Here is a 25893-nt window from a genome sequence, read left to right as displayed (position 1 = left end):
GGGTCAGCTGCCGCGCCGAGCCAGAAAGGCGAGCTTCTCAAAGAGATGCAGGTCCTGCTCGGTCTTGAGCAGGGCGCCGTAAAGCGCGGGCACCAGCTTGCCCGGCTCGCGGGCGCGCATCGCCTCGGGGGCGATATCGTCGGCCAGCAACAGGCGGATCCAGTCCAAGAGTTCTGAGGTGGAGGGCTTCTTGCGCAGCCCCTCTACCTCGCGCAGCTCGAAGAAGAGATCCATCGCCTCGCCGAGCAGGCTCTCCTTGAGGTTTGGGTAGTGGAGTTTGACGATGGCCTGCATCTCGGCCTTGTCGGGGAAGCGGATGTAGTGGAAGAAGCAGCGGCGCAAGAAGGCGTCCGGCAGCTCTTTTTCGTTGTTGGAGGTGATTATGACCACCGGCCGCTGGCGCGCCTTGATTCGCTCGCCGGTCTCGTAGACGTCGAACTCCATCCGATCCAGCTCCAGCAGCAGATCGTTGGGGAATTCGATATCGGCCTTGTCGATCTCGTCGATCAGCAACACCGGCCGCTGCTCGGCGCTGAAGGCCTGCCACAGCTTGCCCTGGCGAATGTAGTGGCTGATATCGGCCACTTTAGGGTCGCCGAGCTGGGAGTCGCGCAGCCGGGCCACCGCATCATATTCGTAGAGCCCCTGCTGGGCCTTGGTGGTGGACTTGATATGCCAGGCGATCAGATTGGTGCCGAGATGGTCGGCGACCGCTTCGGCCAGCACTGTCTTGCCAGTGCCCGGTTCCCCTTTGATCAGCAGCGGCTTTTCGAGGGTGATGGCGGCATTGACCGCCATCCTCAATGCATCGGAGGCGAGATAATCGCTGCTTCCTGAAAATCCCATAACGTCGGTTCCTTTGACGATTGGCGCCCGGAATCAGGGGCCAGAGAGAATAAGCTCTATATGTTGTAATGCCATATGGTTATAACGAATAGTCACTTCTCATTCAGAAACCACAGGGTAATCTTGTTTCATCGTCGTAACAAACACAGGGATAGCACCATGAGCAAAATTTTTGAGGACAACAGCCAGACTATCGGTCACACCCCGCTGGTTCGCCTCAACCGTGTTACCAAAGGCCGCGTGCTGGCCAAGATCGAGAGCCGTAACCCCAGCTTCAGCGTCAAGTGCCGGATCGGTGCCAACCTGATCTGGGATGCTGAGAAGCGCGGCATCCTGACCAAGGGTAAGGAGATTATCGAGCCCACCAGTGGTAATACCGGTATTGCTCTGGCGTTTGTTGCGGCGGCTCGCGGTTATGCCATTACGTTGACCATGCCCGCCACCATGAGTCTGGAGCGCCGCAAGCTGCTCAAGGCGCTCGGTGCCAATCTGGTGCTGACCGAAGGGCCGCTCGGCATGAAGGGGGCCATTGCCAAGGCCAACGAGATCCTCGAATCCGAGCCGGGCAAGTATGTGTTGCTGCAACAGTTTGAAAACCCGGCCAACCCGGAGATCCACGAAAAGACCACAGGTCCTGAGATCTGGGATGCCACCGATGGTGAGGTGGATGTGTTCGTGGCCGGGGTCGGTACCGGTGGCACCATTACCGGTGTCTCCCGTTATCTGAAGCAGACCCAGGGCAAGGCGGTGGTCTCTGTTGCGGTCGAACCGGCCGAGTCGCCGGTCATCAGCCAGAAGCTGGCCGGTGAAGAGATCAAACCGGGCCCCCACAAGATCCAGGGGATCGGCGCTGGCTTTATCCCGGGCAACCTGGACTTGTCCCTGATTGATCGGGTTGAGCAGGTCACCAGCGACGAAGCCATCGAGATGGCTCGCCGCCTGATGGAGGAAGAGGGCATTCTGGCGGGTATCAGCTCGGGTGCCGCGGTAGTGGCGGCCAGTCGTCTGGCAAAACTGCCAGAATTCGAAGGAAAAACGATTGTCGTGATACTGCCGAGCGCGGCGGAGCGTTACCTCTCCAGCGCCCTGTTTGCCGGGGTATTCAGCGAGCAAGAGCTGCAACAGTAACTGATCGTATTTTGTCAAAGAAGCGGCGCTCTCAGGAGCGCCGCTTCTTTATGGGCTAGACTCAGCGCCAGTTAGTGTCACTTGTTTCTTATTTTTTGGGGTAAAATAACAAGTTCCTGCATGAGAAAAAAAGCAGACATCGTGCGGCAAATCTCATATCCTGTGCGGCGTCACGCGGTGTTTGCTGGCTTGGTATCACAAAGTAACAAAGTGTTATTTTTCGTTATAAAATAATTTCAGGCCAGTCCTGATGCGGCTTGTAGCCCAATAACTGAAAATTGCCAACCAGCGCGCCGATTACTGCACAGAAACTTGACCTGGATTAAGCTATTGCGGGTCTGCTTTCGTTACTTTACAACATATCCATACTGACACGGTGGGTCAGGGCGCTTCAAAACCGACCAATCCACTAAAAAATATCAATAATATGGGGTGAAACCATGTACGAGAAGTCTGTTGTTATCACTGCTGAAAACGGCCTGCACACCCGTCCGGCAGCTCAGTTCGTGAAAGAAGCCAAAGAATTCCAAAGCGAGATCACTGTGGTCTCCGGTGGCAAGTCCGCCAGCGCCAAGAGCCTGTTCAAGCTGCAGACCCTGGGCCTGACCAAGGGCACCAACGTGACCATCCAGGCCGATGGTCCGGACGCTCAACAAGCAGTTGAGAAGCTGGTTGCCCTGATGGACGAGCTGGAGTAATCCAGCTTTATTCCTCCCCCACAGTCGTTTTAATAGGAAGGATTATGATATCTGGCATTCTTGCGTCCCCCGGTATCGCATTCGGTAAGGCGCTTCTTCTTAAAGAAGATGAAATCGTTATCAATCAGGGCAAAATTTCTGCCGAGCAGATTGATGTCGAGATCAACCGTTTCCTCGAAGCTCGTACCAAGTCAGCTGCTCAGCTGGAAGCCATCAAAACCATGGCCGGTCGCACCTTCGGTGAGGAAAAAGAGGCCATCTTCGAAGGCCACATCATGCTGCTCGAAGATGAGGAGCTGGAAGGGGATATCAGATCCTTCATCAAAGACAACAAGGCTTCCGCTGACAAAGCCGTTTATGAGGTGATCGAACAGTACGCCAAAATGATGGCTGATCTGGATGACCCTTATCTGCGTGAGCGCGCCACCGACTTCCGTGACATCGGTACTCGTCTGGTGAAGAACGTACTGGGCATCGCCGTTGTCAACCTGAGCACCATCGACGAAGAGGTTATCCTGGTCGCCAAAGACCTGACCCCGTCTGAAACTGCTCAGATCAATCTGAAATATGTGCTGGGTTTTGTCACCGATATCGGTGGCCGTACCTCTCACACCTCCATCATGGCCCGCTCTCTGGAGCTGCCAGCCATCGTAGGCACCAACGACATCACTGCACGTGTCAACAATGGTGACCTGCTGATCCTGGATGGGATCAACAACCAGATTATTGTCAATCCGACCGCTGAACAGCTGACCGAGGCCAAGAAGTTCCAGGCCCAGTTCCAGGCCGAGAAAGATGAGCTGGCCAAGCTGAAAGACTTGCCTGCCATCACCCTGGATGGTCATCAGGTCGAAGTGTGCGCCAACATCGGTACCGTCAAGGATACCGAAGGTGCCATCCGCAATGGCGCCGAAGGCGTAGGTCTGTACCGTACCGAGTTCCTGTTTATGGATCGTGATGCGCTGCCGACCGAAGACGAGCAGTTCAAAGCCTATAAAGAAGTGGCCGAAGCGATGCCGGATCAGCCGATCATCGTGCGTACCATGGATATCGGCGGCGACAAAGAACTGCCGTACATGAATTTCCCGAAAGAGATGAACCCTTTCCTGGGCTGGCGTGCCGTGCGGATCTTCTTTGACCGCGCAGACATCATGAACGCTCAGCTGCGGGCCATTTTGCGTGCGTCTGCCTTCGGCAAACTGCGCATCATGTTCCCGATGATCATCTCTGTCGAAGAGTTCCGTAGCCTGAAAGCAACGGTAGAGACGCTGAAAGCCGAACTGCGTGCTGAAGGCAAAGCCTTTGATGAATCCATCGAAGTGGGTATCATGGTCGAGACCCCGGCTGCGGCCGTGATGGCTCACCATCTGGCCAAGGAAGTGGATTTCTTCAGTATCGGTACCAACGACCTGACCCAGTACACTCTGGCTGTCGATCGTGGTAACGAGATGATTTCCGCCATGTACAACCCGCTGTCGCCCTCCGTCCTGACTCTGATCAAGATGGTTATCGATGCGTCCCACGCCGAAGGCAAGTGGACCGGTATGTGTGGTGAACTGGCCGGTGACGAGCGCGCCACCCTGCTGCTGCTGGGTATGGGTCTGGATGAGTTCTCCATGAGCGCCATCTCTGTACCGCGTATCAAGAAGCTTATCCGCAACACCAACTTTGAAGATGTGAAGGCAATGGCCGAGCAGGCACTGAGCTTTGCCACTGCAGCTGAAATCGAAGCTTGCGTAGATAACTTTATTAAGCAAAAAGCAGTCTGCTAACATCGGCTGCAAGCAGCGACAAATCATCTCTAGGAGCTTTACTATGGGTCTGTTTGATAAACTGAAGAAACTGGTTTCCGATGATAGCTCTGATACCGGTGGCATTGAGCTGTATGCCCCGCTGTCAGGTGAAATCGTACCGATCGAAGATGTGCCTGATGTTGTCTTCGCCGAGAAGATCGTGGGTGACGGTATTGCCATCAAGCCAACCGGCAACAAGATGGTTGCTCCGTGCGATGGTACCATCGGCAAGATTTTCGAGACCAACCATGCGTTCTCTCTGGAATCTGACTCAGGTATCGAGCTGTTCGTTCACTTCGGTATCGACACCGTTGAACTGAAGGGTGAAGGTTTCACTCGTATCGCTCATGAAGGCCAGCAGGTCAAGCGTGGCGACACCATCATCGAGTTCGATCTGGCCATTCTGGAAGCGAAAGCCAAGTCTACCCTGACGCCGGTTGTCATCTCCAACATGGATGAGATCAAAGAGCTGATCAAACTGACTGGTACAGTGACTGTGGGCGAGACCCCGGTTATCCGTATCAAGAAGTAATGCCCGGCTGGCGCAAGCCAGTTGCTGCAATAAAAAACCGAAGCCTGGTGCTTCGGTTTTTTTATGGCCGCGAGTCGGCTTCCCCTTCTGGTCACCACTCTATTGTGCCGAGATGACAACCCGATTACGCCCCTGTGCCTTGGCTTGATAGAGGGCCCGGTCGGCCATCATCAGCAGATTGTCGAGGCTCTCCTGGCTCTTCATGCTGGCACAACCCAAGCTGATGGTGATCGAGAGCTGCTCCCCTTGCCACGGTAAGCGGGTGGCACAGACCTGTTGTCGCAGCTGTTCGGCACGTAATGCGGCCCGCTCTATGGTGCAACCTGGCAAGATCAGCAAAAACTCTTCCCCGCCCCAGCGGGCCAGAGTCTCTCCTGGCTGCAGTTGGCTGGTCATGGCGTGAGCGACGGCACAGAGCACGGCATCGCCTGCAGGATGACCATAACAGTCGTTGATCAGCTTGAAATGGTCGATATCCCCCAGTACCACCGCCAGGGTCTCATCCTGCAACCAGTGGGCCTTTAGCTGCTGTTGTGCCCCGCGCCGGTTGGTCAGTTCGGTGAGGGGATCGGTACAGGAGAGGCGACTCACCTCTTCCACCATGCACTGGAGATGGTGAATGTCGCGAAAGGTAATGATATGGCAATCAGGGATGGCATCCGCCCCCAGTTGTGCGGTGGCGACAAATCAACGGGACTGACCGTTCTTGCAGCGGATCAGCGCAGGCATTTCGGCTACCTCCAGCCCTTGTGCCAGGCTCTGCTCCACCTGGGTATGCCAGGCATCGATGATGGTGCGACGATACCCTTCATCCGGGTAGGCGAGTCGAAACCAGGAGGCCATGTCCGGCAGATCAGCAAGGTCGTAACCCAGTTGTTCAAGGAATGCCTTGTTGATAAAACGGTGGAGCCGTTGTGGAAGCGGGTCCGGTGAGGTGCTATCGGGTCGCGTAATGGCTTCCGACACCAGAATAGGCAGCGGTATTACATCGAAGGAGCGAAACAGGATCTGTTGCAGTTCTAGGTCATTCATCGGGAACCTGGCTCCTTGATGCATAGATTGCATGCTTTACCATAGGTCAGAGCCTAGTGGTGGTAAACCGATTTATAGCGGCTGCGGGATGGGGTTTTCTGATCTGTCTGGTGGTGCTCGCAGGAGGATGAGACAGCCTGAACATGTTTGGATTGAACTCTGCTGACAAAGGTCTTTGTAGATACCGGCAACCGGTATTGAAAGGCTGAGATATCCATGATGGTAGGCCTGAAACGGATGTTCTATGCCAAGATTAGCCTTTCAACAGGTCATTGAGAGATAGCCATGAAAAAGCCGCTCACCTTGGGTGAGCGGCTTTTGTCATCAAGTCATTGCAGCTGGGCTATCAGGCTGGCTGCTTGCCATCTTCTGTGGGCGGCGGCAGAGCGGCGGAGTTGGACTCCACCTTCTGCTCTTCGCCCTGCATGTTCTTGATATAGACATCCATCTGGTTAAAGGCGATCTCGATGCCATTCTCGCGGAACAGCTGATCGATCTTGCGGTTCAACTCGTCCACCGCCGGGTTGCGATCACCCAGTTCGCTCACGAAGAAGCGCAGCTCGTGATCCAGGGTGCTGGCGCCAAAGGTGAGGAAGTAGACGATAGGTGACGGGTCTTTCAGCACACGGCTGTTCTCATCCGCGGCCTGTTTGAGCAGGGTGCGGGTCAGCTCCAGATCTGAACCATAGGCCACACCGACTCGCACAATCACCCGGGTGACGGTATCACTGAGGGACCAGTTGATCAGCCGTTCGGTCATCAACTGCTGGTTGGGGATGATCACCTCTTTGCGGTCGAAGTCGGTCAGGGTGGTGGCGCGGATACGGATCTTGGAGACGGTACCGGAGAAGGAGCCGATGGTGACGGTGTCACCGATCCGTACCGGACGTTCAAACAGGATGATGATGCCGGAGACGAAGTTGGAGAGGATCTCCTTCATACCGAAACCGATACCGACCGACAGACCACCCGCGACCCACTGCAGTTTGTCCCACTGCACGCCCATCATGGAGAGGGCGGTCAGGGTGCCCACCCCAATCAGCAGGTAGTTGAGCATGGTGGTGAAGGCGTAGGCAGTACCCTGGGCCAGGCGCAACCGTGAAAGCACCAGTACTTCCAGCAGACCCGGCAGGTTGCGGGCCAGTGACCAGGCACCACCGAGCATGAGGAAGCCGATCAGCACATCACTGAGGCTAACCGGGAAGAGAAGGGCATTGGCGCCGGTTCCTTCGCTCTTGTGCCACAACACCATGCTATCGAGGTAGGAGAATACCGCCACCAGATCAGACCAGAGCCAGTAGAAGGCCACGCCGAAGATCACCAGCAGCACGGTACGGGTCAGGCGCAGGGATTGCTGGCTGACATCCTCCAGATCCATCGGCTGTTCTTCAATGGATTCGCCACCTTCTGCATCTTCCTGAGACTTGTGATCACGTTTGGCGACTGCACGGCGATAAGCCAGGCGACGGGCAGCCAGCTCCAGACCACGCAGGGCGGTACGGTAGATCAAACCCCAGGTGATCAGCAGGTAGAAGGATTCGATCAGGCGACCGGTCAGCTTCAGCGCTGTGTAGTAGTAACCAAGCATCGCCAACACGATGAGTGCCACTGGTGCCAGTGCCAACGCGATTGCGATGATCGACTTCTGCATGCTCGCCTCGCCCTTGATGCGGGCGCGGGAGATGGGGAACACCAGATAGGCGGCCAGTCCCAGCAAGGAGAGGGTCATGGCCTGGCCAATCACGTCGTTGCCAAGCGTTGAGGGTTCAACCACCGCCTTGGTCGCGAGCATGATCAGTGGCAGCAGTGGCAGCCAGAGGTAGCGCATGCTGGTGTGTGTGGCCTGCAACTCCGCCTTCGGGATCCGGAAGTGGGATTCGGCGATGCCGCCCGGACGCATCACGGCCAGATAGACACTGAATACCAGATAACCGAGGGCGAGGTTGAGGGTGATCTGGAACGTCAGTTTCGGGCTGAGCAGACCGCAGTAAGTGACTAACAGGCCGCCAGCCAGAATGAACAGGCTGCCCGGCAGGCGATGCAACAGAGTGAACAACAACGCCTTGGGGGTGTGCCACTGGCTGTCTTGACGGAAGCGACCCAGATCTTTGGTGATCCGCTTCTGCTGTTCGATAAGGATGGGGCGCTTCCACATCAGCAGCCCCCCGATCAGCAACAGCGGGAAGGCCAGTATGGAGACCGCCAACAACTGGGAGCGCCAGTGCTTCCAGTCGGGCTTGAGCACCCAGTCTGAGGCTTGTTTGTAAGCCTGGGTGGGCCAGTTGATAAACCACTTGCCGTCGATAGGCTTGTTGCTGCTTACCCAGAAGATGTGCTGCTGCAGGGTAAACTCGATAGCGTCGTGGGTACGGGCCAGCTGCTGCTGGGTCAGCTGCAGGCTGATGGCGTTGGTGAGCTGGCTGTCGAGTTGGCGGTTGAGCTGGTCGAGCAGGTTGATCCGGGTGTCGAGCAGCTTGGCAAGGCTGGCCTTGTCCTCCTCGCTGACCGGATCCTTGCTGCCGGCAATCAGGTTGTCCAGATAGAGGTTTTTCTGGAACAGTTGGTCACGCTGCTGGCTCAGTTCGAACTGGGCCATATGTAGATCGGCGATCTGCTCTTCCAGATTCTTGACGGCGATTGCGGGGGCCGCCTCCAGTTGCTGGTAGAGCTGATAGAGGATACGAGAGAGCAGCAGATTGCCTTTGAGCATCTGCACCTGTTCGTTCAGGTTACGCTCGGTCTGGATGCCGCGTTCTAACCAGGTCTTGGCTTGCAGGTTTTTTTGTACCAGCGAGTTGAGGTTGCTGGTGGCGTTGACCAATTGCTGACTCAGCTGGTGGTTGAGTTCCTGCTCTTTTTGCACCAGCGGGTTATCTTCGCTGGCGACCAGTTCACCGGTCTGTTCGGCTGTTTTTTCGGTGTCGCCAAGGCGCTTGGCACTGCTCTGCTCCTGCAGCAGTTGCAGCTTCTGCTCTTCGCTGGCGAGACGGGCACTTTGATAGTCGCGCTGTTTGACCGCCAGATCCTGCATGCTGGTACGGTTATCCAAATCCTTTTGCAGGATCGCCAGTTGCAGATCCAGCAGTGCGGATTCGGCGTTCAGCTTCATCTTCTCGGCACTGCTGACCGTTTCGCCTGCATTGAGACGGCTGCGGATCTCCTGGCTGCGCTGGTAGGCGCGGCTCATGCTGGTCTGAGCCCGTTCCGGCAGGGTCTGCAGAGTGGTCAGCTGACTGCCAATGGCGCCGAGCGCCTCCTGGGCTCCCTGCATATTGGCCAGTACTTCCGGCTGGCGGCTGTCGAGCTCCGCCAGACTCATGCTGGCGTATTCGCTCTTGATCTGCTCGACGCTCTTGCCCTTGGTCAGGGTATCGATCTTGGCACTGATCTCGTTGAGCTCGGTGGGCAAGCTGCGGATGCGCTGGGCCTGGGTTTTAGCTTTGGCCTCTTCCTTGTCGATGCTGTCGAGCAGGGCGAGGGTTGCGGTCAGCAACTTCTGATCCTCTTGCTGGCTGACCGTCGGTGTTTCTGCTTTCGCCAGGCTGTCCAGCGTGCGCTGAACAGTGGCTCGAGAGGGCACATCTTGCGCCATGGCGAGCGGGGTGCAGAGACTGGATATTAGACAGAGCAGCGGCAACAGGGTGGCCGAGACTCTTTTAAAACGTATTGAGGGCATATAACTTCCGGGTTATTACACGGGGTATGGGAAACTTCCCACATAGATTAAATTGGCGTGGATTCTAACACCGGGATGGTCTGGTAAGCAGGGGGCGGGATAAAAAAAACGGCGCCTGAAGGCGCCGTTTTCAAGTTGTTCAGCTCTGATTAAAGAACGTGAACAGAAGCGGTGTTGGTAGTGCCGCTCGGTACCAGCGCACCGGAGACCATGACAACTACGTCACCCTTCAGGCCCATACCGCTTTGCAGCGCAGCTTCTTTACCGATGCGATAGAAATCGTCGGTAGAGGCGATGCTGTCAACAACATGAGCAACCACACCCTTGGTCAGAACCAGTTGGGCTGCGGTTTTCTTGTTGGTGGTGATGGCCAGGATCCAGGCTTGCGGGAAGTACTTGCGAATGGCTTTGGCAGATTTGCCGCCTTCGGTAGCAACCACGATCAGCGGGGCGTCCAGCTTCTCGGAGGTCTCTACGGCACCTTTACAAACGGCTTCGGTGATGCGCAGCTTGTTGCTGTCATTGGCAGCAGACAGGTTGGATTGCATCACGGCATCGGTACGCTCGCAGATGGTGGCCATGATGGTCACGGCTTCCAGCGGGTACTTACCCTTGGCGGACTCACCGGACAGCATCACTGCGTCGGTACCATCCAGCACGGCGTTAGCCACGTCGCCAGCTTCGGCGCGGGTCGGACGCGGGTTCTTGATCATGGAATCCAGCATCTGGGTGGCAGTGATAACCACTTTACGTGCCTTGTTGCACTTGGAGATGATCATCTTCTGGGCGAAGATAACTTCTTCAACCGGAATTTCTACACCCATGTCGCCACGCGCAACCATGATGCCGTCGGAGACAGCCAGGATCTCGTCGAAGTTGTCCAGGCCTTCCTGGTTTTCGATTTTGGAGATGATCTGGATGTTCTCGCCACCGTGGGCTTTCAGGTGCTCACGGATTTCCAGTACGTCTTCTTTCTTACGGATGAAGGAAGCAGCAACGAAATCAACGCCTTGCTCGCAACCGAAGATCAGGTCGCGCTTGTCTTTCTCGGCCAGGGCCGGCAGCTTGATGGAGACGCCCGGCAGGTTAACGCCTTTGTTCTCGCCCAGATCACCGTTGTTCAGCACTTTACAGATAACTTCGCGCTCGGTGATTTCGATAACGTCCAGACCGATCAGGCCGTCATCAACCAGGATGCGGTTGCCGACGCGCAGGTCGTTGGCGAAACCGGCATAGGTCACAGCTACTTTGTCTTTGTTACCAACCACAGTCTGGTCGGTGGTGAAGGTGAAAGTCTGGCCAGCGACCAGCGCGACGTCATTGCCGCCTTCCAGCTTGATGGTACGGATTTCCGGACCTTTGGTGTCCAGCAGGATAGCTGCGTGGGTGCCGGTCTCGGCCATGACAGCGCGCAGGTTGCTGATACGACCGCCGTGTTCGGCGTAGTCACCGTGGGAGAAGTTCAGGCGCATGACGTTCATGCCGGCATCCAGCATTTTGGCCAGCATTTCTTTGGATTCGGTCTTAGGACCGATGGTGCAGACGATTTTGGTCTTTTTCATGTCAATCTTCATGGTTAAGGAATTTCCGCCGAGCAATATACACCAGTTTTTGGAATCTTTTTATGATCCAGAAACAACGTTTTGACCAGATAACGTTTTCTTTTAAGGGATAACGTTTTCCTATTGGTCACTATTTAGGATATACGGCCACTGATCCGGACTGACGGGACACAAATGTTACCACCTGTGGTGGTTTGGCCCGGTTGAGGTTCAGATGTTGTAAAATGACCACCCGCCCACTGTCACCGTCTTGTCACCAGCTTGCGCAAAAATGTTAGTTCATTGGCGCTCAGGTGAAGGAGGTCGGGATGAAAAACAGCCATGAAACCGGATTGGCCCTGCTCTTGTTAGGCACTGCCTTGCTGCTGGTTCAGGCACTGCCTAGTCACTGCTGGCCTGACAACCCTCGTTTGCTGGCGATCTTCTCCCATCCGGTGACAGGGAAGGTCGCCGCCGAGGGGCTGGCATGGCGGGAGTGGCGGGATTATGGCGCCGCGACCCGGATGGCGCTTCGCGCTTCCCGACCGCAGCCGGACGCGCTGCAGCCTTGATATATATTGCCGCTTCCCGGTCGTGAAGTAGTGAAGGAGTGAAGGGGTAAAATTATCAACCATTGGTTGATAGTGCTTATCTATCTTGCTGGATTGTTCACCTTAAGTGGCGGGGTGATAATCGATTCCAACAGCGATATCCCCTCCGGTGTCGCCCCCTGATAGCTTGTTGGAGTTCGCTTTATGTCTCTCGCCCCCGTCTGGTTTATCTCTCACGGCGCACCGGATCTGGTGCTGCGTGAGCAACCCGCCACCCGTTTTCTGCGTACCCTGCGTCTGGGTGAGCTCAAGGGGCTGGTGGTCATCTCCGCCCACTGGTTCAGCCGTGAGCTGCAGATCAACGTCGAGCCCAAACCGGCGCTGATGTACGACTTCTACGGCTTTCCCGAGCCCCTCTATCGGATGCGCTGGCCTGCCAGCAGCCCGGCGTGGTTGCAGCAGGGGGTGAGCGATCAGCTGGCGCTGGCCGGATTGACCGCCACCCCGGTGCGGCGCGAGCTGGATCACGGGGTCTGGTCGCCGCTCTCCCTGATCGACCCCGCCAGCGAGATCCCGCTGGTGCAGATCTCCATCCCCACCAGTTTCACTCCGGCCCAGTTGTGGCAGCTGGGGGAGGTGCTGGGGGCGCTGCGCAGTCAGGGGATTGGCATCCTCGCCTCCGGCGCCATCACCCACAACCTGCGGGCGCTGGGGCCGGAAGGTTCGCCGGTGCCAGAGTGGGCCAGCCAGTTTGTCGGCTGGCTGGAGCAGAAGATGGCCGAGGAGGATCAGCTGGCGCTGCTCGACTATCGCCAGCGGGCCCCCGGGGCGGTGGAGTCCCATCCCCACGACGACCACCTGCGCCCACTCTTTGTTGCGCTGGGGGCGGCTGATGGCGTGGCACCCACCCGGCTGCACGAGAGCTGGGATGGCGGCAGCCTCTATATGGGCGCCTACCGCTTCGGTTGATAGCCTCTCTGACAGCAAGACCCCGCCAATTGGCGGGGTCTTGCTGTTTATGGCGTGGTGATTGAGCCGATGGAACTGGTGATTGAACTGATGCTACTCAGGGGACCCGCACCCGGCTCTCGCCGCCGCCAAGGGCTTCGACTCGTATCTGCACGCCGATCCGCTCCACCAGAGTCTGGACGTGGGAGATGACCCCGATCTGGCGGCCTGCTGCCTGCAGGGAGTCGAGGCTGGAGAGCGCCAGATCCAGACTGTCCGGATCGAGGGTGCCGAATCCTTCGTCGATAAACAGCGACTCGACCTGGGTCTGGCGCGACGAGAGGCTGGAGAGGGCCAGCGCCAGCGCCAGCGACACCAGAAAACTCTCGCCGCCGGAGAGGGAGTCCACCGATCGCACCTCGTCCCCCATGTCGAGATCCACCACCTGCAGCGCCAGATCGGTGCCGGGCACCCGCTCCAGCCGGTAGCGGGGTGACAGCTCGGCGAGCTGGGCGTTGGCTTCCAACAGCAGGCGCTCGAGGGTGAGGCTCTGGGCAAAGGTGCGGAACTTGGCGCCGTTAGCTTGCCCTATCAGATCGCACAGCTGCTGCCAGTGGTCGGCCACCGCCTGTTGGGCGGCCAGCTCCTGTTGCAGGCTGCCCGCCTTGAGCGCCGCGGCTTCGGCTTGCGCCAGCTTGCTCTTGCACTCGAACAGCTGCTCTTCAAGGGCGCGGCAGCGGGCATCGAGTGCCGCCAGCTGCTCGCTCAGCTCTGTATCTGGCAGGGCGGCCAGCTCGGGATGGTGTTCCCGATAGCGATCCCGTTTGCTCTCTTCCAGCGCCAGCGCCCGTTGCCGCTCGGCAAGACGGGTACGGGCCTCGCCAAGGGCATCTTCCAGCCCCTGCAGGGCAGTGCGGCGTGCCTTGAGCTCATCGGGGGTGATGGCGAGCAGGCGGCGCAGGTCGTACTCGGCGATGCCAAGGGTGCTGGCATGGGCAGCCCAGCGCCCCAGCACCTCCCGCTTGCGGCGGCTGCTGGTCTGCTTTTCTTGCTCCACATGGGTGAGGCGGGTCTTGAGCTCGGTCTGCCGCTCCCGCAGAACGCGGGCGCCGCTCTGCATCAGATCCAGTTCGCTGGCGAGCTGTTGCAGTCGCTGTTGCCAGCGGCTTTCGACCTGCGGGATCTCCTCGCCACCGAGACAACCGCTGCGGCTGGTGAGCAGCCCCTGCCGCTGCTGATCATGCTCCTTGTAGTCCCGCTCCAGCTTGTGCAGCAGCTCGCGCTGGGTCTGCAGGCGCGCCTCCTGCGCGCTCAGGGCCGGGGTGAGGCTGGCGATCTCGCTGGCCAGCCGCTCCCACTCGCTCTGGCCGTGCAGCCAGGCTTCGCAGGTTCGCTGCCACTCGTGCCACTGCTGGCTGCCGAGCCACTGGCGCCACGGTTGGCCGCCCATCTGCTCGTCGAGGCGGTGGGCGCCTTGCTCAAGGCGCTGGCGCAGGGTCGCTTCCTGCTCGCCCATTGCCTTCACTTCCCCTTCCAGCGTGATGCGCTGGCGATCGGCCTCCTGCCACTGCTGGTCAAACTGCTGGTGCTGGGCCGCCAACTGACTCAGTTGCTGACGCACCCCTTGCAGCTGCTGCTGACCGAGCTGGGCTTGACGCAGCTGCTGCTGGCTTTGGGCCCGCCCCTGCTCCAGCGCCTGGCCACGGCCGAGCAGGGTGCTCATCAGCTCGTTCCACTCTATCGGACTTTGGCGCAGTGGCAGCGGATGACCGAGCAGGATATCCCCCCCCAGCTGTTGCCAGCGTTGGGTCAGCTGCTCGGCGCGCGCCTCCAGCTCCGGCAGGTGCTGCTGGCGCACCGCCAGCTGGCGGGCCAGCTCCTGACGCTCGCTCTCGCACTGAATGTATTGATGGTTGAGCCGCTCCCACTCCAGCTCGAGGCTGCGGGCCCGCTCCGCCAGTTGGCCCAGAATGCCTGCTACTTGCGGCTGGCTCTGGCTGTAGGGATGCTCCTTGGCGCCGCACAGCGGGCAAGGTTCGTCATCGCTCAGGATGTGGCGATGCTGCTCGAAGCTGGCGATGGCGCGGGACTGCTCCAGCGCGTGGCGCGCCTCATCCCGCTGCAGGGCGAGCCGCTCGCGAGCTGGCGCCAGCTCTTCGCCGAGGATGGCCAGCTTGCCGAGTGCCTGCTCCAGCTGGGCAATCTCCTGCTGCAGGCGGCCATGCTGCTCGCCGTGGTTGCGGCCATAATCGGCCAGCTCCAGCAGCTGGCGTAGCTGGCCCAGCTGTTCGGTCTGCTGCTGCCACTGCTCCTGCGCCTTGGCGAGGCGGCTCTCCCACTGCTGCTCCTGCAGTTCGTGCTGATGCTGTTGCAGCCGCGCCTGCTCCTGTTGCCAGTAGTCACGATCCTGCTGTGCTTGAGCCAGCTGGCGTTGCAACTGTTGCAGGGCGCGCAGCTGGTGATCCCGCAGGGTGAGCAGCTGTTGCAGCTTGTCGGCATCATCGGCCCAATCCTGCATGGCGGTGAGCAGGGGCTGCCACTGACGGGCCACCGGGGCCAGCCCCTTGTGCTCTTCGAGCCAAAGCCCCCATTGCTGGTGTTGCTGCTTGAGCAGCTCTACCTGTTTGCTCTGCTCGCGCCAACCCTGCTCGAGGGTAAGCTGGACTTCCCGCTCCTGTGCCCCCTCCTGCTGGATCTTCTGCAGCTGCTGTACTTTTTCCCGGATGCGGGTATCGAGCTCCTGTGCCCGTTTCAGTTCCGGTTGCAGGGCGCCCCATTCGCGCTCGGCGGCGATCTTCTCCGCCAGCAGCTGCTGCTCGGTCAGCGCGCTCTGCTGGGTCTGCTCCTCGAGTTTGGCCAGCTCTGGGCCAAGTTCGGCGATCACCATCTCCTGTTGTTGCACTTCCAGAGTGAGGCGGGCCAGTTCGTCGTGATCGGCGCGGGCCACCTGGGCCTGTTCGGCGCGGGCAAACTCGTCGCGCTCGGGGGCGGCGGCGCCGTGGGCTTGCAGGGCAGCATCGAGCGCTGCCTGTCCCTCGGCGCAGCCCTGCAGCTGGGCGGCAATGCGGCTGTTGAGGTCGCGCAAGTCCTGCATCAGCTGCTGTTGCTGCTGCTCGTGCTTGAGGGTGGTAGAGAGGCTTATCTGCTGGCTCACCCACTGTTCGCGGGTCGCCTCGTCCATCAGCGCCACGTCGCCGAGGCGCTGGGCAATGGTGGTCAGCTTCTGCTGCTCTTCTCGCGCCCGCTCATAGGTCTGGATGGAGATGGTGGAGTAGAGCTCGGTGCCGGTCATCCGTTCGAGCAGGGCGGAGCGCTCGTTGGCGTCTGATTTGAGGAAGGCGGCAAACTCCCCCTGCGGCAGGATCACCGCGCGGCGGAACTGCTCCCAGGAGAGACCCACCAGCTCGTCGATGCGATCTTGCAGCTCCCGCTTGCTGCCGGAGAAAACCTGCCCCGACTCGACATCGGTCAGGGTGCGCTCTTGCGCCTGAAAGCGCCCCTCCGAGCGGTTGCGCGCCCGACGCACTGCCCAGCGGGTCAGCCAGATGCGGCCATCGCAGCCGCGAAACTGCACCTCGGCAAAGCCGCTGGCGTGGCCGCGACTGAGAATGCCCCGTACGTCATTGGCCTTGAGTTTCTCTTCATCATCCATGCGGCCCACTTCGGCCACGTTCTTGCGATTGGCGATAAAGCGCGGCATCTCGTCGTAGAGAGCCAGGCAAATGGCGTCGAGCAAGGTGCTCTTGCCTGCGCCGGTATTGCCGGTGATGGCAAACAGGCCCGCGGCGCCAAGTGCCCCCCTGGTAAAGTCGATGGTGAAGGGGCCGGTCAGACTGGCCAGATTCTCACCAGACAGAGACAAGATTTTCATTGGTTAGACTCCTTCACCTGCTCCAGGATCTCTTCAAACGAGGCGACCAACTCGGCCTCGGGCTCCCCTTCAAACTGGCGCTGATAGCAGAGGCGAAACACCTCGGTGGGGGAGAGTTCATCCAACCTGCGCCGCTCGCGGCCATCGGCCAGCCCTTCCCCCGAGCCTTGATACTGGGTGCTGATGCGGGCCAGACGCAGCGGTTTGTCGGCGATGGCCGCCAGAATGCGCTCGCGGATGCGGGCTTCGGGTTTGGGCAGCAACAGCCGCACTTCGAGGAAGGGTTGTGCCTCTTGTGGACAAGCAGGCAGCTCGAGCGATGCGATGGCTTTGAGTGCGTCGTCGAGGGTGCTCTGGGGCAGGCGGATCATCTCCACCGCGCGGGGTACCGGGATCCGCTCCAACCCGGCCAGTTTCCCCCCCGCAAAGGTCACTTCCAGCACCTGATGGTTGTAGTTCGCCTCGGCCAGCGACAGGGGCAGCGGCGAGCCGCTGTAGTGCACCCCCTCGGCCGGACTCTGGGCCAGATGGAGGTGGCCGAGCGCCGTGTAGTCAGCCGCGGCGAAGAGATCAGCAGGCAGGGCGTGCTGGTTGCCGCCGAGCACCCGCCGCTCTGAAAGCTCCGAGAGCTGGCCCGCCGCCAGATAGGCGTGGCCCATGGCGATCAGCGGCAGATCTTGCCCGCAGCGGGCACGCCCTTCGGCCAGCACCTCGGCGTAGACCTGCCGTACCCCTTCGATCAGCCTGTCCTGCCCCTCTGCCAGCTGCTCCACCCGCAGATCGCTGCTGCGCAGGAACGGCACGGCGGCGCACCAGGCGGCAATGTTGCCCTCCTTGTCTTGCAGCGGCACCAGCAGGCGGTCGGTCTCGAGCTTGCCTTCACTGTCGCGGCTGATGCTACCCACCAGATGCAGGTCAAAGGCCCGCAGCAGCTCGTGGGGGGCATCCAGCTTGGAGGGGGAGTCGTGGTTGCCGCCGATCAGCACCATGTTGAGGTGGGGCATCTCGGCGCGCAGCCGCGCCAGAAAACGGTAGAGCTGTTGCCAGGCACTGGCGGGAGGATTGGCGGTATCAAACAGATCGCCCGCCACCAGCAGGGCGTCGATCTCGCGCGCCTTGAGGGTGTCGCTCAGCCAGTCGAGAAAGGCATCGTGTTCAAAACGGCGGTCGTGACCATGAAGTTGATGGCCAAGGTGCCAGTCGGCGGTATGGAGGATTTTCATTGGAAAGCAGCCCGGTTGCAGGGAAGGTGCCTGGGGCACCCGATGGAGACAAGATGAGGATGCCCGGTGCTTTTTTCAAGTAAAACAGCGGGCTGGCATCGATTCAGGCTGGTTCACAGCACATCCGGTATTGGGGGTGGCCGGTGAGGGGATCGGACTCCTCGGCCTCGATAACGAAACCGTGGCGGCGATAGAAACGCACCGCCTGATCGTTCTCGACAAAGACGCGGGCGTGGAGCGACGCCCCCTGACGCTTGGCCTCCTGCAGCAGGGCGTGGCCGACGCCACGTCCCTGGCGGTCGGGGCGCACGAACAGGGCGGCGAGGTAGTTGTCCACCAGCGCCATGAAACCGAGCAGGTCGCCGCGCTCCTCGAATACCCAGATGGCAGCGCGATCGAGGTAGCGAATGCGAAGATCCTCCTGAGCCCGCCACCAGCAAGAGGCATCGACGAAATCGTGGGCCTGCAGGGAGGCCAGCAACCAGATTTCGACGATCTCTTCCATGTCTTCCGGGCGACTGGGCCGTAACATAATTTCATCCTTGTTAACAACTTGCACAACTCGCAGTCTAGGGGAACTTGGTGACCGCTCAGGTGATATAAATGAGACCCTGTGAGGTCGATCGCCCTTTATTTAGCGAGAATGATTGGCTGATCACAAAGCGCCTCTCTAGTACAATGCCCGCCGGACAATCTAGAGACCGAGGACGCCATGTGGTTTAAAAACCTGCAGATTTATCGCTTTACCCGCCCCTTTGACCTGACCGTGGATCAGCTGGAAACCCAGCTGGAAGCCTGTGCCTTCACCCCTTGCGGCAGTCAGGACATCTCCCGTTTCGGGTGGGTCAAGCCCCTTGGCAAATTCGGCTCAACCCTGACCCACTCTGCCTCCGGCCACATCCTGCTCTGCGCCCGCAAAGAGGAGAAGATGCTGCCCGGTAGCGTGGTCAAGGAGATGCTGGCCGAGAAGGTAGAGGCGATCGAGTTCGAACAGGGACGCGCCCTCAAGAAAAAAGAGAAAGAAGCGCTCAAGGAGGAGATCCTCCACACCCTGCTGCCTCGTGCCTTCAGTCGTACTAGCCAGACCTTCGCCTGGATCAATCCGGCCGACAATTTGATGGTTGTAGACGCAGGTTCTGCCAAGAAGGCAGACGATCTGCTGGCGCTGCTGCGCAAATCCATCGGCTCCCTGCCGGTGGTGCCGGTGGCCCTCAAGAACCCGCCCGAGATCACCATGACCGAGTGGCTGAACGAGGGTAACCTGCCGTCTACCTTCACGCTGGAAGACGAAGCCGAGCTGCGCAGTGCCATGGAGCACGGCGGCATCATTCGGTGCAAACAGCAGGATCTGATGAGTGAAGAGATCAAAAACCACCTGGCCAACGACAAGCTGGTGACCAAGCTTGCCCTCAACTGGGGCGAGACCATCAGTTTTGTGCTGGGGGACGATCTCTCCATCAAGCGGCTGAAGTTCAGCGAAGAGCTGCGCGAGCAGAACGACGACGTTACTAGCGAAGATCCGGCCGCCCGTCTGGATGCCGATTTCGCCCTGGTCACCTCCGAGCTGGCCCAGTTTATCCCGGCGCTGTTTGCCGTATTGGGTGGCGAAGAGCAGTCCATCTAACCGGACTGGCGGCTGTGTAGCCTCAGCTATCCCATTGTAAAAACCGCCTTCGGGCGGTTTTTTTGTATCTATAGCGAATAACCATTATTGATAGATGAGTAAGATATTGATCTTGCTCAATAACTTGAGCTACCAGCGCCAATCGTGACATAGTCCCTCTTCATGGTCATAAAACAGACAAGGAGAGTGTCATGTTGCGCAAACCTCTGGGGCTGGCTGTCGCCCTTGCCCTGCTGGCCGGTTGTGCCAGTGACAACGGCTTTCACTACGCCCCGCCACCCCAGACGCTGATCGCGCCGGAAGCGGCCAGTGGCTGGACCGACAAACAGGGCTGGCAGGGCCATGACTTCATGGTGGCGGCTGCCAACCCGCTGGCGGTGGATGCGGGCTACCAGATCATCAAGGCCGGTGGCAGTGCCGTTGATGCCGCCATGGCGGTGCAACTGGTATTGACGCTGGTAGAGCCGCAATCCTCCGGGATCGGTGGCGGGACGCTGCTGCTGGTATGGGATGGCCGCAAGGTGAGTGCGGTGGATGGCCGCGAGACGGCGCCGGCGGCCGCCACTGACCAGCTGTTTATGCAAGATGGCAAGCCGCTGGCATTTTATGACGGGGTGGTAGGGGGTCGATCGGTCGGGGTTCCCGGCACCCTGCGTGCGCTGGCGCTGGCCCATCAGCGTTATGGCAAGTTGCCCTGGGCTGCGCTGTTCGAGCCTGCCATCACCCTGGCAGAACAAGGATTTGTAATAAGCCCCCGGCTGGCAACCTTGCTGGCCAAGGATCCCTATCTGGCCCGCGACCCGGAGGCGCGCGCCTACTTCTATCAGGCCGATGGCAGCCCCAAAACGGCAGGAACCCGGCTGACCAATCCGGCGCTGGCCAAGGTGTTGCGCACTCTGGCCACCGAGGGGGCGGATGCCTTCTATCGGGGGCCGCTGGCGGATGCCATGGTGGCCAAGGTGCGCCAGCACCCGACCAATCCCGGGGTACTCAGTGCCGCCGATCTGGCTAGCTATCAGGCCAAACTGAGGGATGGCCTCTGTTTTGACTATCGCCAGAGCGAGATCTGCGGCTTCCCCACTCCTTCATCCGGCACTCTGGCACTCGGCCAGATCTTCGGCATGCTGGAGAGTCGCGATATGGCGGCCCTCAAACCGATCACCACCAAGGAGGGGGGATTGGCCGCATCCAGCGAGGCCATCCACCTCTACAGCGAAGCGGCGCGCCTGGCCTTCGCCGATCGCAATCAGTACGTCGCCGACAGTGATGTGGTCAGCGTGCCGGTGAAGGGGTTGCTGGATAAGGGCTATCTGGCCGAGCGCGGCAAGCTTATCGGTGAGCATTCCATGGGGATTGCCAAGCCCGGTACGCCGCCGCTGGCGCTGGCGCGCGGCAAGGATGCGACCCCGGAACTCCCCTCCACCAGCCATGTCTCGATCGTCGACCAAGCGGGGATGGCGATCTCCATGACCAGCTCCATCGAGGATGGTTTTGGTTCGCGCCAGATGGTCAACGGCTACCTGCTCAACAATCAGCTGACCGACTTCTCCTTCACCTCGGTGGATGCCGCGGGTCTGCCGGTGGCAAACCGGGTGGAGCCGGGCAAACGGCCCCGCTCCTCCATGTCACCGCTGCTGGTGTTTGACAAGCCAAGCAGCGAGCTGACCATGACGCTGGGCTCGCCGGGCGGCTCCGCCATCATCAACTACGTGGGCAAGACTCTGCTCGGCACCCAGGATTGGGGCTTGAATCTGCAACAGGCCATCAATCTGCCCAATTTCGGCAGCCGCAACGGCCCCACCGAGCTGGAGGCGGGACGCACCCCCATGTCGGTGGTCGAGGGATTGAAGGCGAGGGGGCACGAGGTGGTACTGAACGAGCAGACCTCTGGCTTGCAGGGGGTTGAGCGCAACGCTGGCGGCTGGTTTGGCGCAGCGGATCCGCGCCGGGAAGGGATCGCCAAGGGGGAGTGAGGTTCCCATAGCAACAAGGCCAGCATGATGCTGGCCTTGTTGCTGATGGTGCATGGCAGAGCGAGTTACTGGATACCCAGCAGCTCCACGTCAAAGATCAGGACTGATCCCGGCGGGATTTTGCCCGCGGCGCGGTCGCCGTAGGCGAGGTTGGCGGGGATGTAGAAACGGGTCTTCTCACCTTCCACCATCAGCTGTACCCCTTCGGTCCAGCCCTTGATCACCTGATTGAGGCCGAACTCGATGGGCTCGCCACGGGCGACCGAGCTGTCAAAGACGGTGCCGTCCAGCAGCTTGCCCTCGTAGTGCACCTTCACCTTGCTGGTGGCGGTGGGGTGAACTGTGCCGGTGCCCGGGATCAGCACTTCGTACTGCAGGCCGGAGGCAGTGGTGGTCACCAGCGGTTTGTCCTTGTTGCTGGCGAGGAATTCGGCGCCAATCCGCACGTTGTCGGCTGCCAGCTTTTTGTTGTTGCTGCTGGAGTAGAAGTAGTAGGCGACACCGGCAACCAGCAGCGCGATCAGTATGAATTTCATCGGTTTTTCCTGTTCCATGAAATGTAAAAAGTGCAATGAGGGCGCCATCTTATCGCGCACCGCCCCTGATGGCGAGCCACAGGGCGGGAGGATGTGAGCAGGCAGGCAAAGCACAGTGACGCAGATGTAAAAAGGGGCGAGTCGGTGACTCGCCCCTTGTCATGGCGGCAGCGATTATTTGGCCGCCACCATCATCAGGGCGGGCAGGGCGAAGAAGAGACCCGCCACATAACCGAGAGCCAGCAGCTTGTTCTCGCTGCCAACCCGGGCCAACCCCTCGGCGGCGCGCACCGGCAGGTCACGCAGCAAGGGGATGCCATAGATGAGCACCACGGCGAAGACGTTGAACAGCACGTGTACCAGCGCTATGGTCAGTGCCAGCTGGGCACCGGCTCCGCTGATGGCGGTGGCAGCCAGCAGGGCGGTGATGGTGGTGCCGATGTTGGCCCCCAAAGTGAAGGGGTAGAGCTGACGGGTGCTGAACACGCCGCCGCCAGCCAGCGGGATCATCAGGCTGGTGGTGGTGGAGGAGGACTGCACCATGATGGTCACCAGCGCACCCGAGGTGATGCCGGTCAGCGGGCCACGGCCCAGCGCTTTGTGCAGCAGCTCTTTGGCACGGCCAACCAGCACCTGTTGCAGCACTTTGCCGAGCCAGGTGACACATGCGAGGATCAGCAGGATACCGATGACGATAGTAGCGATGGCAGCACCCTTGCCCGGCAGCAAGGCAACGGCGCTGTCGATCAGCTGCTGGGCCGGTGCGGTCAGCGGCTTCATGAAATCCATCCCCTTCATCGACATGTTGGCGGAGCCCACCAGCAGGTTGGCCAGCCACTCGGCGCTGTGTTGCAGCAGGCCGAACATCAACTCCAGCGGCAGGAAGATGAACACCGCCAGCAGGTTGAAGAAGTCGTGCACGGTGGCGGCGGCGAAGGCGCGGCGGAACTCGGCGCGATCCCGGATATGACCCATGGAGACGATGGTATTGGTGATGGTGGTACCGAGGTTGGCACCCATCACCATGGGGATGGCCATGCCGATGGGCAGGCCGCCCGCCACCAGACCGACGATCACCGAGGTGACAGTGCTGGAGGATTGCACCAGGGCGGTGGCCAGAATGCCGAGCATCAGCGCGACAAAGGGGTTGTTGGCAAAGGCGAAGATCTGGGCTGCGCCCTCGGCACCACCGGAGAAATCTTTGAAGCCGTGGGAGATGGCGCCCACGGCTACCAGGATCAGGTAGACCAGTACGATGACACTCATCCAGTTGAACAGGGCGCGGGTCGCCGGCGGCTGTGGCAAGGAGTGATGGTGTTGCATAAAGCCTCTTGGGACGGTGGTTCCGTCTTGGGTAGTTGATGACCCGCGCATTTAAGCAGTGGTAAATGACAGAAATATGACAAAGTGACACTTTTATGATGTTTTTATGACTGTCAGGGAGGGCGGCTTGCCTAGGCAGTGTTTGACGGAACAGGAGGACATTCCGGCCACCAAGTGGCTATCGGCACAATAAGGCTTGTGATCCCGGCACGGGGCGCTATGCTGCGGCGTTTCTTTTTAGTCTTGGAGTAATAAGCGTGATGCGAGCATGGGTTCTCTCTCTTTCCCTCGGGTTGTTGTCGGTCGGTGTGCAGGCCAAGTCAGTGCTGCAGCCGGATTGTAATTTGGACAAGGCACTGAAAAACGAGGCGATGGGTGCCTCCGTCGGCGTCAAGGGACGCTGTGATACCGAGATGCTGATGCGTCAGCAGAAAGAGAAGGCGAAGGATGAGCTGAAAAATGGCACCGCCGATCTGCGTGACAAGGCAAGTGACAGCGTGCAAGGTGCCCGTGATGACGTCAAAGCGACCCAGCGCCAGGCCGACAAGGCCCAAGATCAGCTCAAGCAAGTGAACAAGGATATTAAAGCGGTTGCCAATGATCCGCTCAAGGCGGCAGCAACTGCGGTGATCAACAAGAGTTGATCACGCTCTCCCCTTACGCGCTGTAGCGAGTAAGGGCAGTCACTCGGTGAGCTAGCGCCGGTGAAATAACAGAAGGGGAGCCATGGCTCCCCTTCTGTGTATCCGATATCCGTAGAGGATCAGGCGTCAGCCGCTTCCTCGTACTGACGGAACGGGATGCGGAACACCGCCAGACGCAGGAACAGATAGGTCACACCCAGACCGGCCCAGATCAGACCCAGCTCCAGGGAGCTCTGCTCCAGGTTGATCCACAGGGCGCCGATGGTGGCAGCGCCGAGCAGCGGCAGCAGCAGGAAGACCACGTGATCCTTGAGGGTCTTGTTGCGCTTCTCGCGTACCCAGAACTGACCGATCACCGACAGGTTGACGAAGCTGAACGCTACCAGCGCCCCGAAGTTGACCAGCGCCAGCGCGGTATCCAGATCAAACGACACGGCGGAGAGCGCCAGACCGCCCACCATCAGCACGTTGATGGCCGGTGTGCGGTATTTCGGGTGGATGTAGCCAAACACCCGCTCCGGGATCATCCGGTCACGCCCCATCACGTAGAGGATGCGCGAAACCCCGGCGTGAGCGGCCATGCCGGAGGCCAGTACCGCGACCGTGGTGCAGACCAGTACCACGGACTGGAAGAAGGTGCCGCCAACGTAGAGGGCGATCTCCGGCAGTACCGCATCCGGATGCTGGAAGCGGGCAAGGCTCGGGAAGTAGAGCTGCAGGCAGTAGGAGACCACCACGAAGATGATGCCGCCGATGAGGGCTGTCAGCACGATCGCCTTGGGGATCACCTTGCCGGCGTTCGGGGTCTCTTCGGAGAGGGAGCTCAGACCGTCAAAGCCGAGGAATGAGAAGCAGAGGATGGTCGCACCGGTAAAGAGTGGCACCATCTGGGCTGACTCGACGTGGAACGGACGGCTGCTCATCAGGGTGCCAGCACCCTCACCATGATAGATGCCCCATGCCATCAGGCCGATGAAGAGGGTGATGATGGCGAGCTGGATCACCACGATCAGCCCGTTGAAGTTGGCCACCAGATTGATGCCGCGCAGGTTCAGCAAGGTCATCACGGTCACCAGACCGAAGATGAAGATCCAGGGCTCGACGCCCGGGAACATGGCGGTCAGGTAGATCTTGGCCAGCAGAATGTTGATCATCGGCATGAACATGTAGTCGAGCAGGGATGACCAGCCGACCATGAAACCGACGTAGGGGTTGAATACTTTCTGGGCATAGGTGTAGGCAGAACCCGCAGAAGGGAACTTGCGTACCAGATGACCATAGCTGAGGGCGGTGAGCAGGATGCCACCCAGTGCCAGTAGATAGGCGGTGGCGACCCGGCCATCGGTGATGTCACCGACGATGGCGAAGGTGTCGAACACAGCCATGGGGGTCAGATAGGCCAGACCCATCACAATCACTTGTGTCAGGGTAAGGGTCTTGAGCAGCTTGGCGTTTTGCGATGCCATTACGCTTTCTCCTCAATCAGTGCCGCAGCACGTGCTTGCAACGAGCGCAGGGATACGATGAATTCGCACACCTGTACATCAAGGGCGCCGGGGTGGCGCATACCGGGCTGTACCGGCAGGAAAGCATTAAAACGCCCCATGGTTATCCTCTCAACGTCGGGAGATTGTTTGGCAATCTCGAATATCACTTCCGGAAATGTTCCGGCCTCTTGTGGTGGGTTTGTACTGCACTTCAAAAATACAAAAACCGATGTCGCAGTGAACATCGGTCCTTTATTGGCGGCGTATTTTGCATTCGTGATGCCCCCTTGACAAGCAATTAAAGGCACTAAAACGCATTTATTTGCATAAAGGGGGGGCAGGTAAGTGATCACTATCCCGCTGTGGCTGCCGGTGCGCCTTGCGGCTCTTTTGGGGGTAAAAACAGGATGGTCAGAGAGGGGATGAAAAACCGGCAAATCGTCGCTGCAGGGTGCATTACGCCTGAA

The 25893-nt window shown here is 59.5% G+C and carries 19 protein-coding genes and 1 pseudogene; 9 read left to right on the top strand and 11 right to left on the bottom strand.

Going from position 1 to position 25893, the window contains the following annotated elements; all coding sequences use genetic code 11:
* Nucleotides 1-3: 3 nt before the first annotated feature.
* On the bottom strand, nucleotides 4-846 hold the full coding sequence (locus ACY8FN_RS18680) for an AAA family ATPase (RefSeq protein WP_101347616.1): 843 nt from the start codon (nucleotides 844-846) through the stop codon (nucleotides 4-6).
* 159 nt (nucleotides 847-1005) lie between these two features.
* On the opposite strand from ACY8FN_RS18680, the gene cysK reads away from it, so the two are divergent.
* From cysK to crr, 4 genes are all read left to right on the top strand, one after another.
* Nucleotides 1006-1974, top strand: a complete 969-nt coding sequence (gene cysK, locus ACY8FN_RS18675) for a cysteine synthase A (RefSeq protein WP_463100873.1) — start codon at nucleotides 1006-1008, stop codon at nucleotides 1972-1974.
* Between the two features lie 440 nt (nucleotides 1975-2414).
* A complete protein-coding gene (locus ACY8FN_RS18670) occupies nucleotides 2415-2672 on the top strand; it encodes an HPr family phosphocarrier protein (RefSeq protein ID WP_005338266.1) in 258 nt (85 codons plus the stop codon).
* Between the two features lie 44 nt (nucleotides 2673-2716).
* Nucleotides 2717-4444, top strand: a complete 1728-nt coding sequence (gene ptsI, locus ACY8FN_RS18665; protein WP_042020188.1) for a phosphoenolpyruvate-protein phosphotransferase PtsI — start codon at nucleotides 2717-2719, stop codon at nucleotides 4442-4444.
* 43 nt (nucleotides 4445-4487) lie between these two features.
* On the top strand, nucleotides 4488-4997 hold the full coding sequence (gene crr, locus ACY8FN_RS18660) for a PTS glucose transporter subunit IIA (RefSeq protein WP_463100872.1): 510 nt from the start codon (nucleotides 4488-4490) through the stop codon (nucleotides 4995-4997).
* 99 nt (nucleotides 4998-5096) lie between these two features.
* On the opposite strand, the pseudogene ACY8FN_RS18655 reads toward crr, so the two are convergent.
* The 3 genes and pseudogenes from ACY8FN_RS18655 to pykF all read right to left on the bottom strand — a co-directional run bounded on the left by ACY8FN_RS18655 (nucleotide 5097) and on the right by pykF (nucleotide 11267).
* Nucleotides 5097-6029: pseudogene (locus ACY8FN_RS18655) on the bottom strand (GGDEF domain-containing protein).
* 346 nt (nucleotides 6030-6375) lie between these two features.
* Nucleotides 6376-9705 (bottom strand): mechanosensitive channel MscK, encoded by a 3330-nt coding sequence (mscK, locus tag ACY8FN_RS18650; RefSeq protein ID WP_463100871.1) that lies wholly within the window; start codon nucleotides 9703-9705, stop codon nucleotides 6376-6378.
* A 149-nt stretch (nucleotides 9706-9854) separates the two neighbouring features.
* A complete protein-coding gene (gene pykF, locus ACY8FN_RS18645; RefSeq protein WP_101323961.1) occupies nucleotides 9855-11267 on the bottom strand; it encodes a pyruvate kinase PykF in 1413 nt (470 codons plus the stop codon).
* Between the two features lie 308 nt (nucleotides 11268-11575).
* On the opposite strand from pykF, the gene ACY8FN_RS18640 reads away from it, so the two are divergent.
* Together ACY8FN_RS18640 and ACY8FN_RS18635 are read left to right on the top strand one after the other, a co-directional pair.
* A complete protein-coding gene (locus ACY8FN_RS18640) occupies nucleotides 11576-11818 on the top strand; it encodes a hypothetical protein (protein WP_463100870.1) in 243 nt (80 codons plus the stop codon).
* 183 nt (nucleotides 11819-12001) lie between these two features.
* Nucleotides 12002-12766, top strand: coding sequence for a DODA-type extradiol aromatic ring-opening family dioxygenase (locus ACY8FN_RS18635; RefSeq protein ID WP_463100869.1), 765 nt, complete (start codon nucleotides 12002-12004; stop codon nucleotides 12764-12766).
* 97 nt (nucleotides 12767-12863) lie between these two features.
* Here the strand turns inward: ACY8FN_RS18635 and ACY8FN_RS18630 are convergent, their stop codons facing one another.
* From ACY8FN_RS18630 to ACY8FN_RS18620, 3 genes are all read right to left on the bottom strand, one after another.
* Nucleotides 12864-16616: an AAA family ATPase gene (locus ACY8FN_RS18630; protein WP_463100868.1), complete on the bottom strand. Its 3753-nt coding sequence runs from the start codon at nucleotides 16614-16616 to the stop codon at nucleotides 12864-12866.
* Complete coding sequence (locus tag ACY8FN_RS18625; protein ID WP_463100867.1) at nucleotides 16613-17839, bottom strand: exonuclease SbcCD subunit D C-terminal domain-containing protein; 1227 nt, start codon at nucleotides 17837-17839, stop codon at nucleotides 16613-16615. The genes ACY8FN_RS18630 and ACY8FN_RS18625 overlap by 4 nt, the downstream gene beginning before the upstream one ends.
* A gap of 103 nt (nucleotides 17840-17942) precedes the next feature.
* Nucleotides 17943-18371 carry a GNAT family N-acetyltransferase gene (locus ACY8FN_RS18620; RefSeq protein ID WP_042020205.1) on the bottom strand — a complete coding sequence of 143 codons (429 nt, stop codon included), beginning with the start codon at nucleotides 18369-18371 and terminating at the stop codon, nucleotides 17943-17945.
* Nucleotides 18372-18551: 180 nt separating this feature from the next.
* On the opposite strand from ACY8FN_RS18620, the gene rdgC reads away from it, so the two are divergent.
* Together rdgC and ggt are read left to right on the top strand one after the other, a co-directional pair.
* Nucleotides 18552-19463, top strand: a complete 912-nt coding sequence (gene rdgC / locus ACY8FN_RS18615) for a recombination-associated protein RdgC (protein ID WP_463100866.1) — start codon at nucleotides 18552-18554, stop codon at nucleotides 19461-19463.
* Nucleotides 19464-19654: 191 nt separating this feature from the next.
* The gene (ggt, locus tag ACY8FN_RS18610; RefSeq protein ID WP_463100865.1) at nucleotides 19655-21436 is read left to right on the top strand and encodes a gamma-glutamyltransferase; all 1782 of its coding nucleotides are present in this window, start codon (nucleotides 19655-19657) and stop codon (nucleotides 21434-21436) included.
* 65 nt (nucleotides 21437-21501) lie between these two features.
* Here the strand turns inward: ggt and ACY8FN_RS18605 are convergent, their stop codons facing one another.
* Nucleotides 21502-21972 carry an FKBP-type peptidyl-prolyl cis-trans isomerase gene (locus tag ACY8FN_RS18605; RefSeq protein WP_463100864.1) on the bottom strand — a complete coding sequence of 157 codons (471 nt, stop codon included), beginning with the start codon at nucleotides 21970-21972 and terminating at the stop codon, nucleotides 21502-21504.
* Between the two features lie 174 nt (nucleotides 21973-22146).
* Entirely contained in the window at nucleotides 22147-23295 is a 1149-nt protein-coding gene (locus ACY8FN_RS18600; protein ID WP_463100863.1) for a Na/Pi cotransporter family protein, read from the bottom strand.
* 260 nt (nucleotides 23296-23555) lie between these two features.
* On the opposite strand from ACY8FN_RS18600, the gene ACY8FN_RS18595 reads away from it, so the two are divergent.
* Nucleotides 23556-23939, top strand: a complete 384-nt coding sequence (locus ACY8FN_RS18595; RefSeq protein ID WP_463100862.1) for a hypothetical protein — start codon at nucleotides 23556-23558, stop codon at nucleotides 23937-23939.
* Nucleotides 23940-24058: 119 nt separating this feature from the next.
* On the opposite strand, the gene ACY8FN_RS18590 is transcribed toward ACY8FN_RS18595, so the two are convergent.
* Both ACY8FN_RS18590 and ACY8FN_RS18585 read right to left on the bottom strand, forming a co-directional pair.
* A complete protein-coding gene (locus ACY8FN_RS18590; RefSeq protein WP_101347604.1) occupies nucleotides 24059-25405 on the bottom strand; it encodes an APC family permease in 1347 nt (448 codons plus the stop codon).
* Complete coding sequence (locus tag ACY8FN_RS18585; protein ID WP_463100861.1) at nucleotides 25405-25863, bottom strand: hypothetical protein; 459 nt, start codon at nucleotides 25861-25863, stop codon at nucleotides 25405-25407. The genes ACY8FN_RS18590 and ACY8FN_RS18585 overlap by 1 nt, the downstream gene beginning before the upstream one ends.
* Nucleotides 25864-25893 lie beyond the last annotated feature (30 nt).

Source organism: Aeromonas sp. 160P (genome assembly GCF_055193095.1).
Note: the sequence above shows the minus strand (reverse complement) of the source record. Positions and strands in the feature narration are given on the sequence as shown.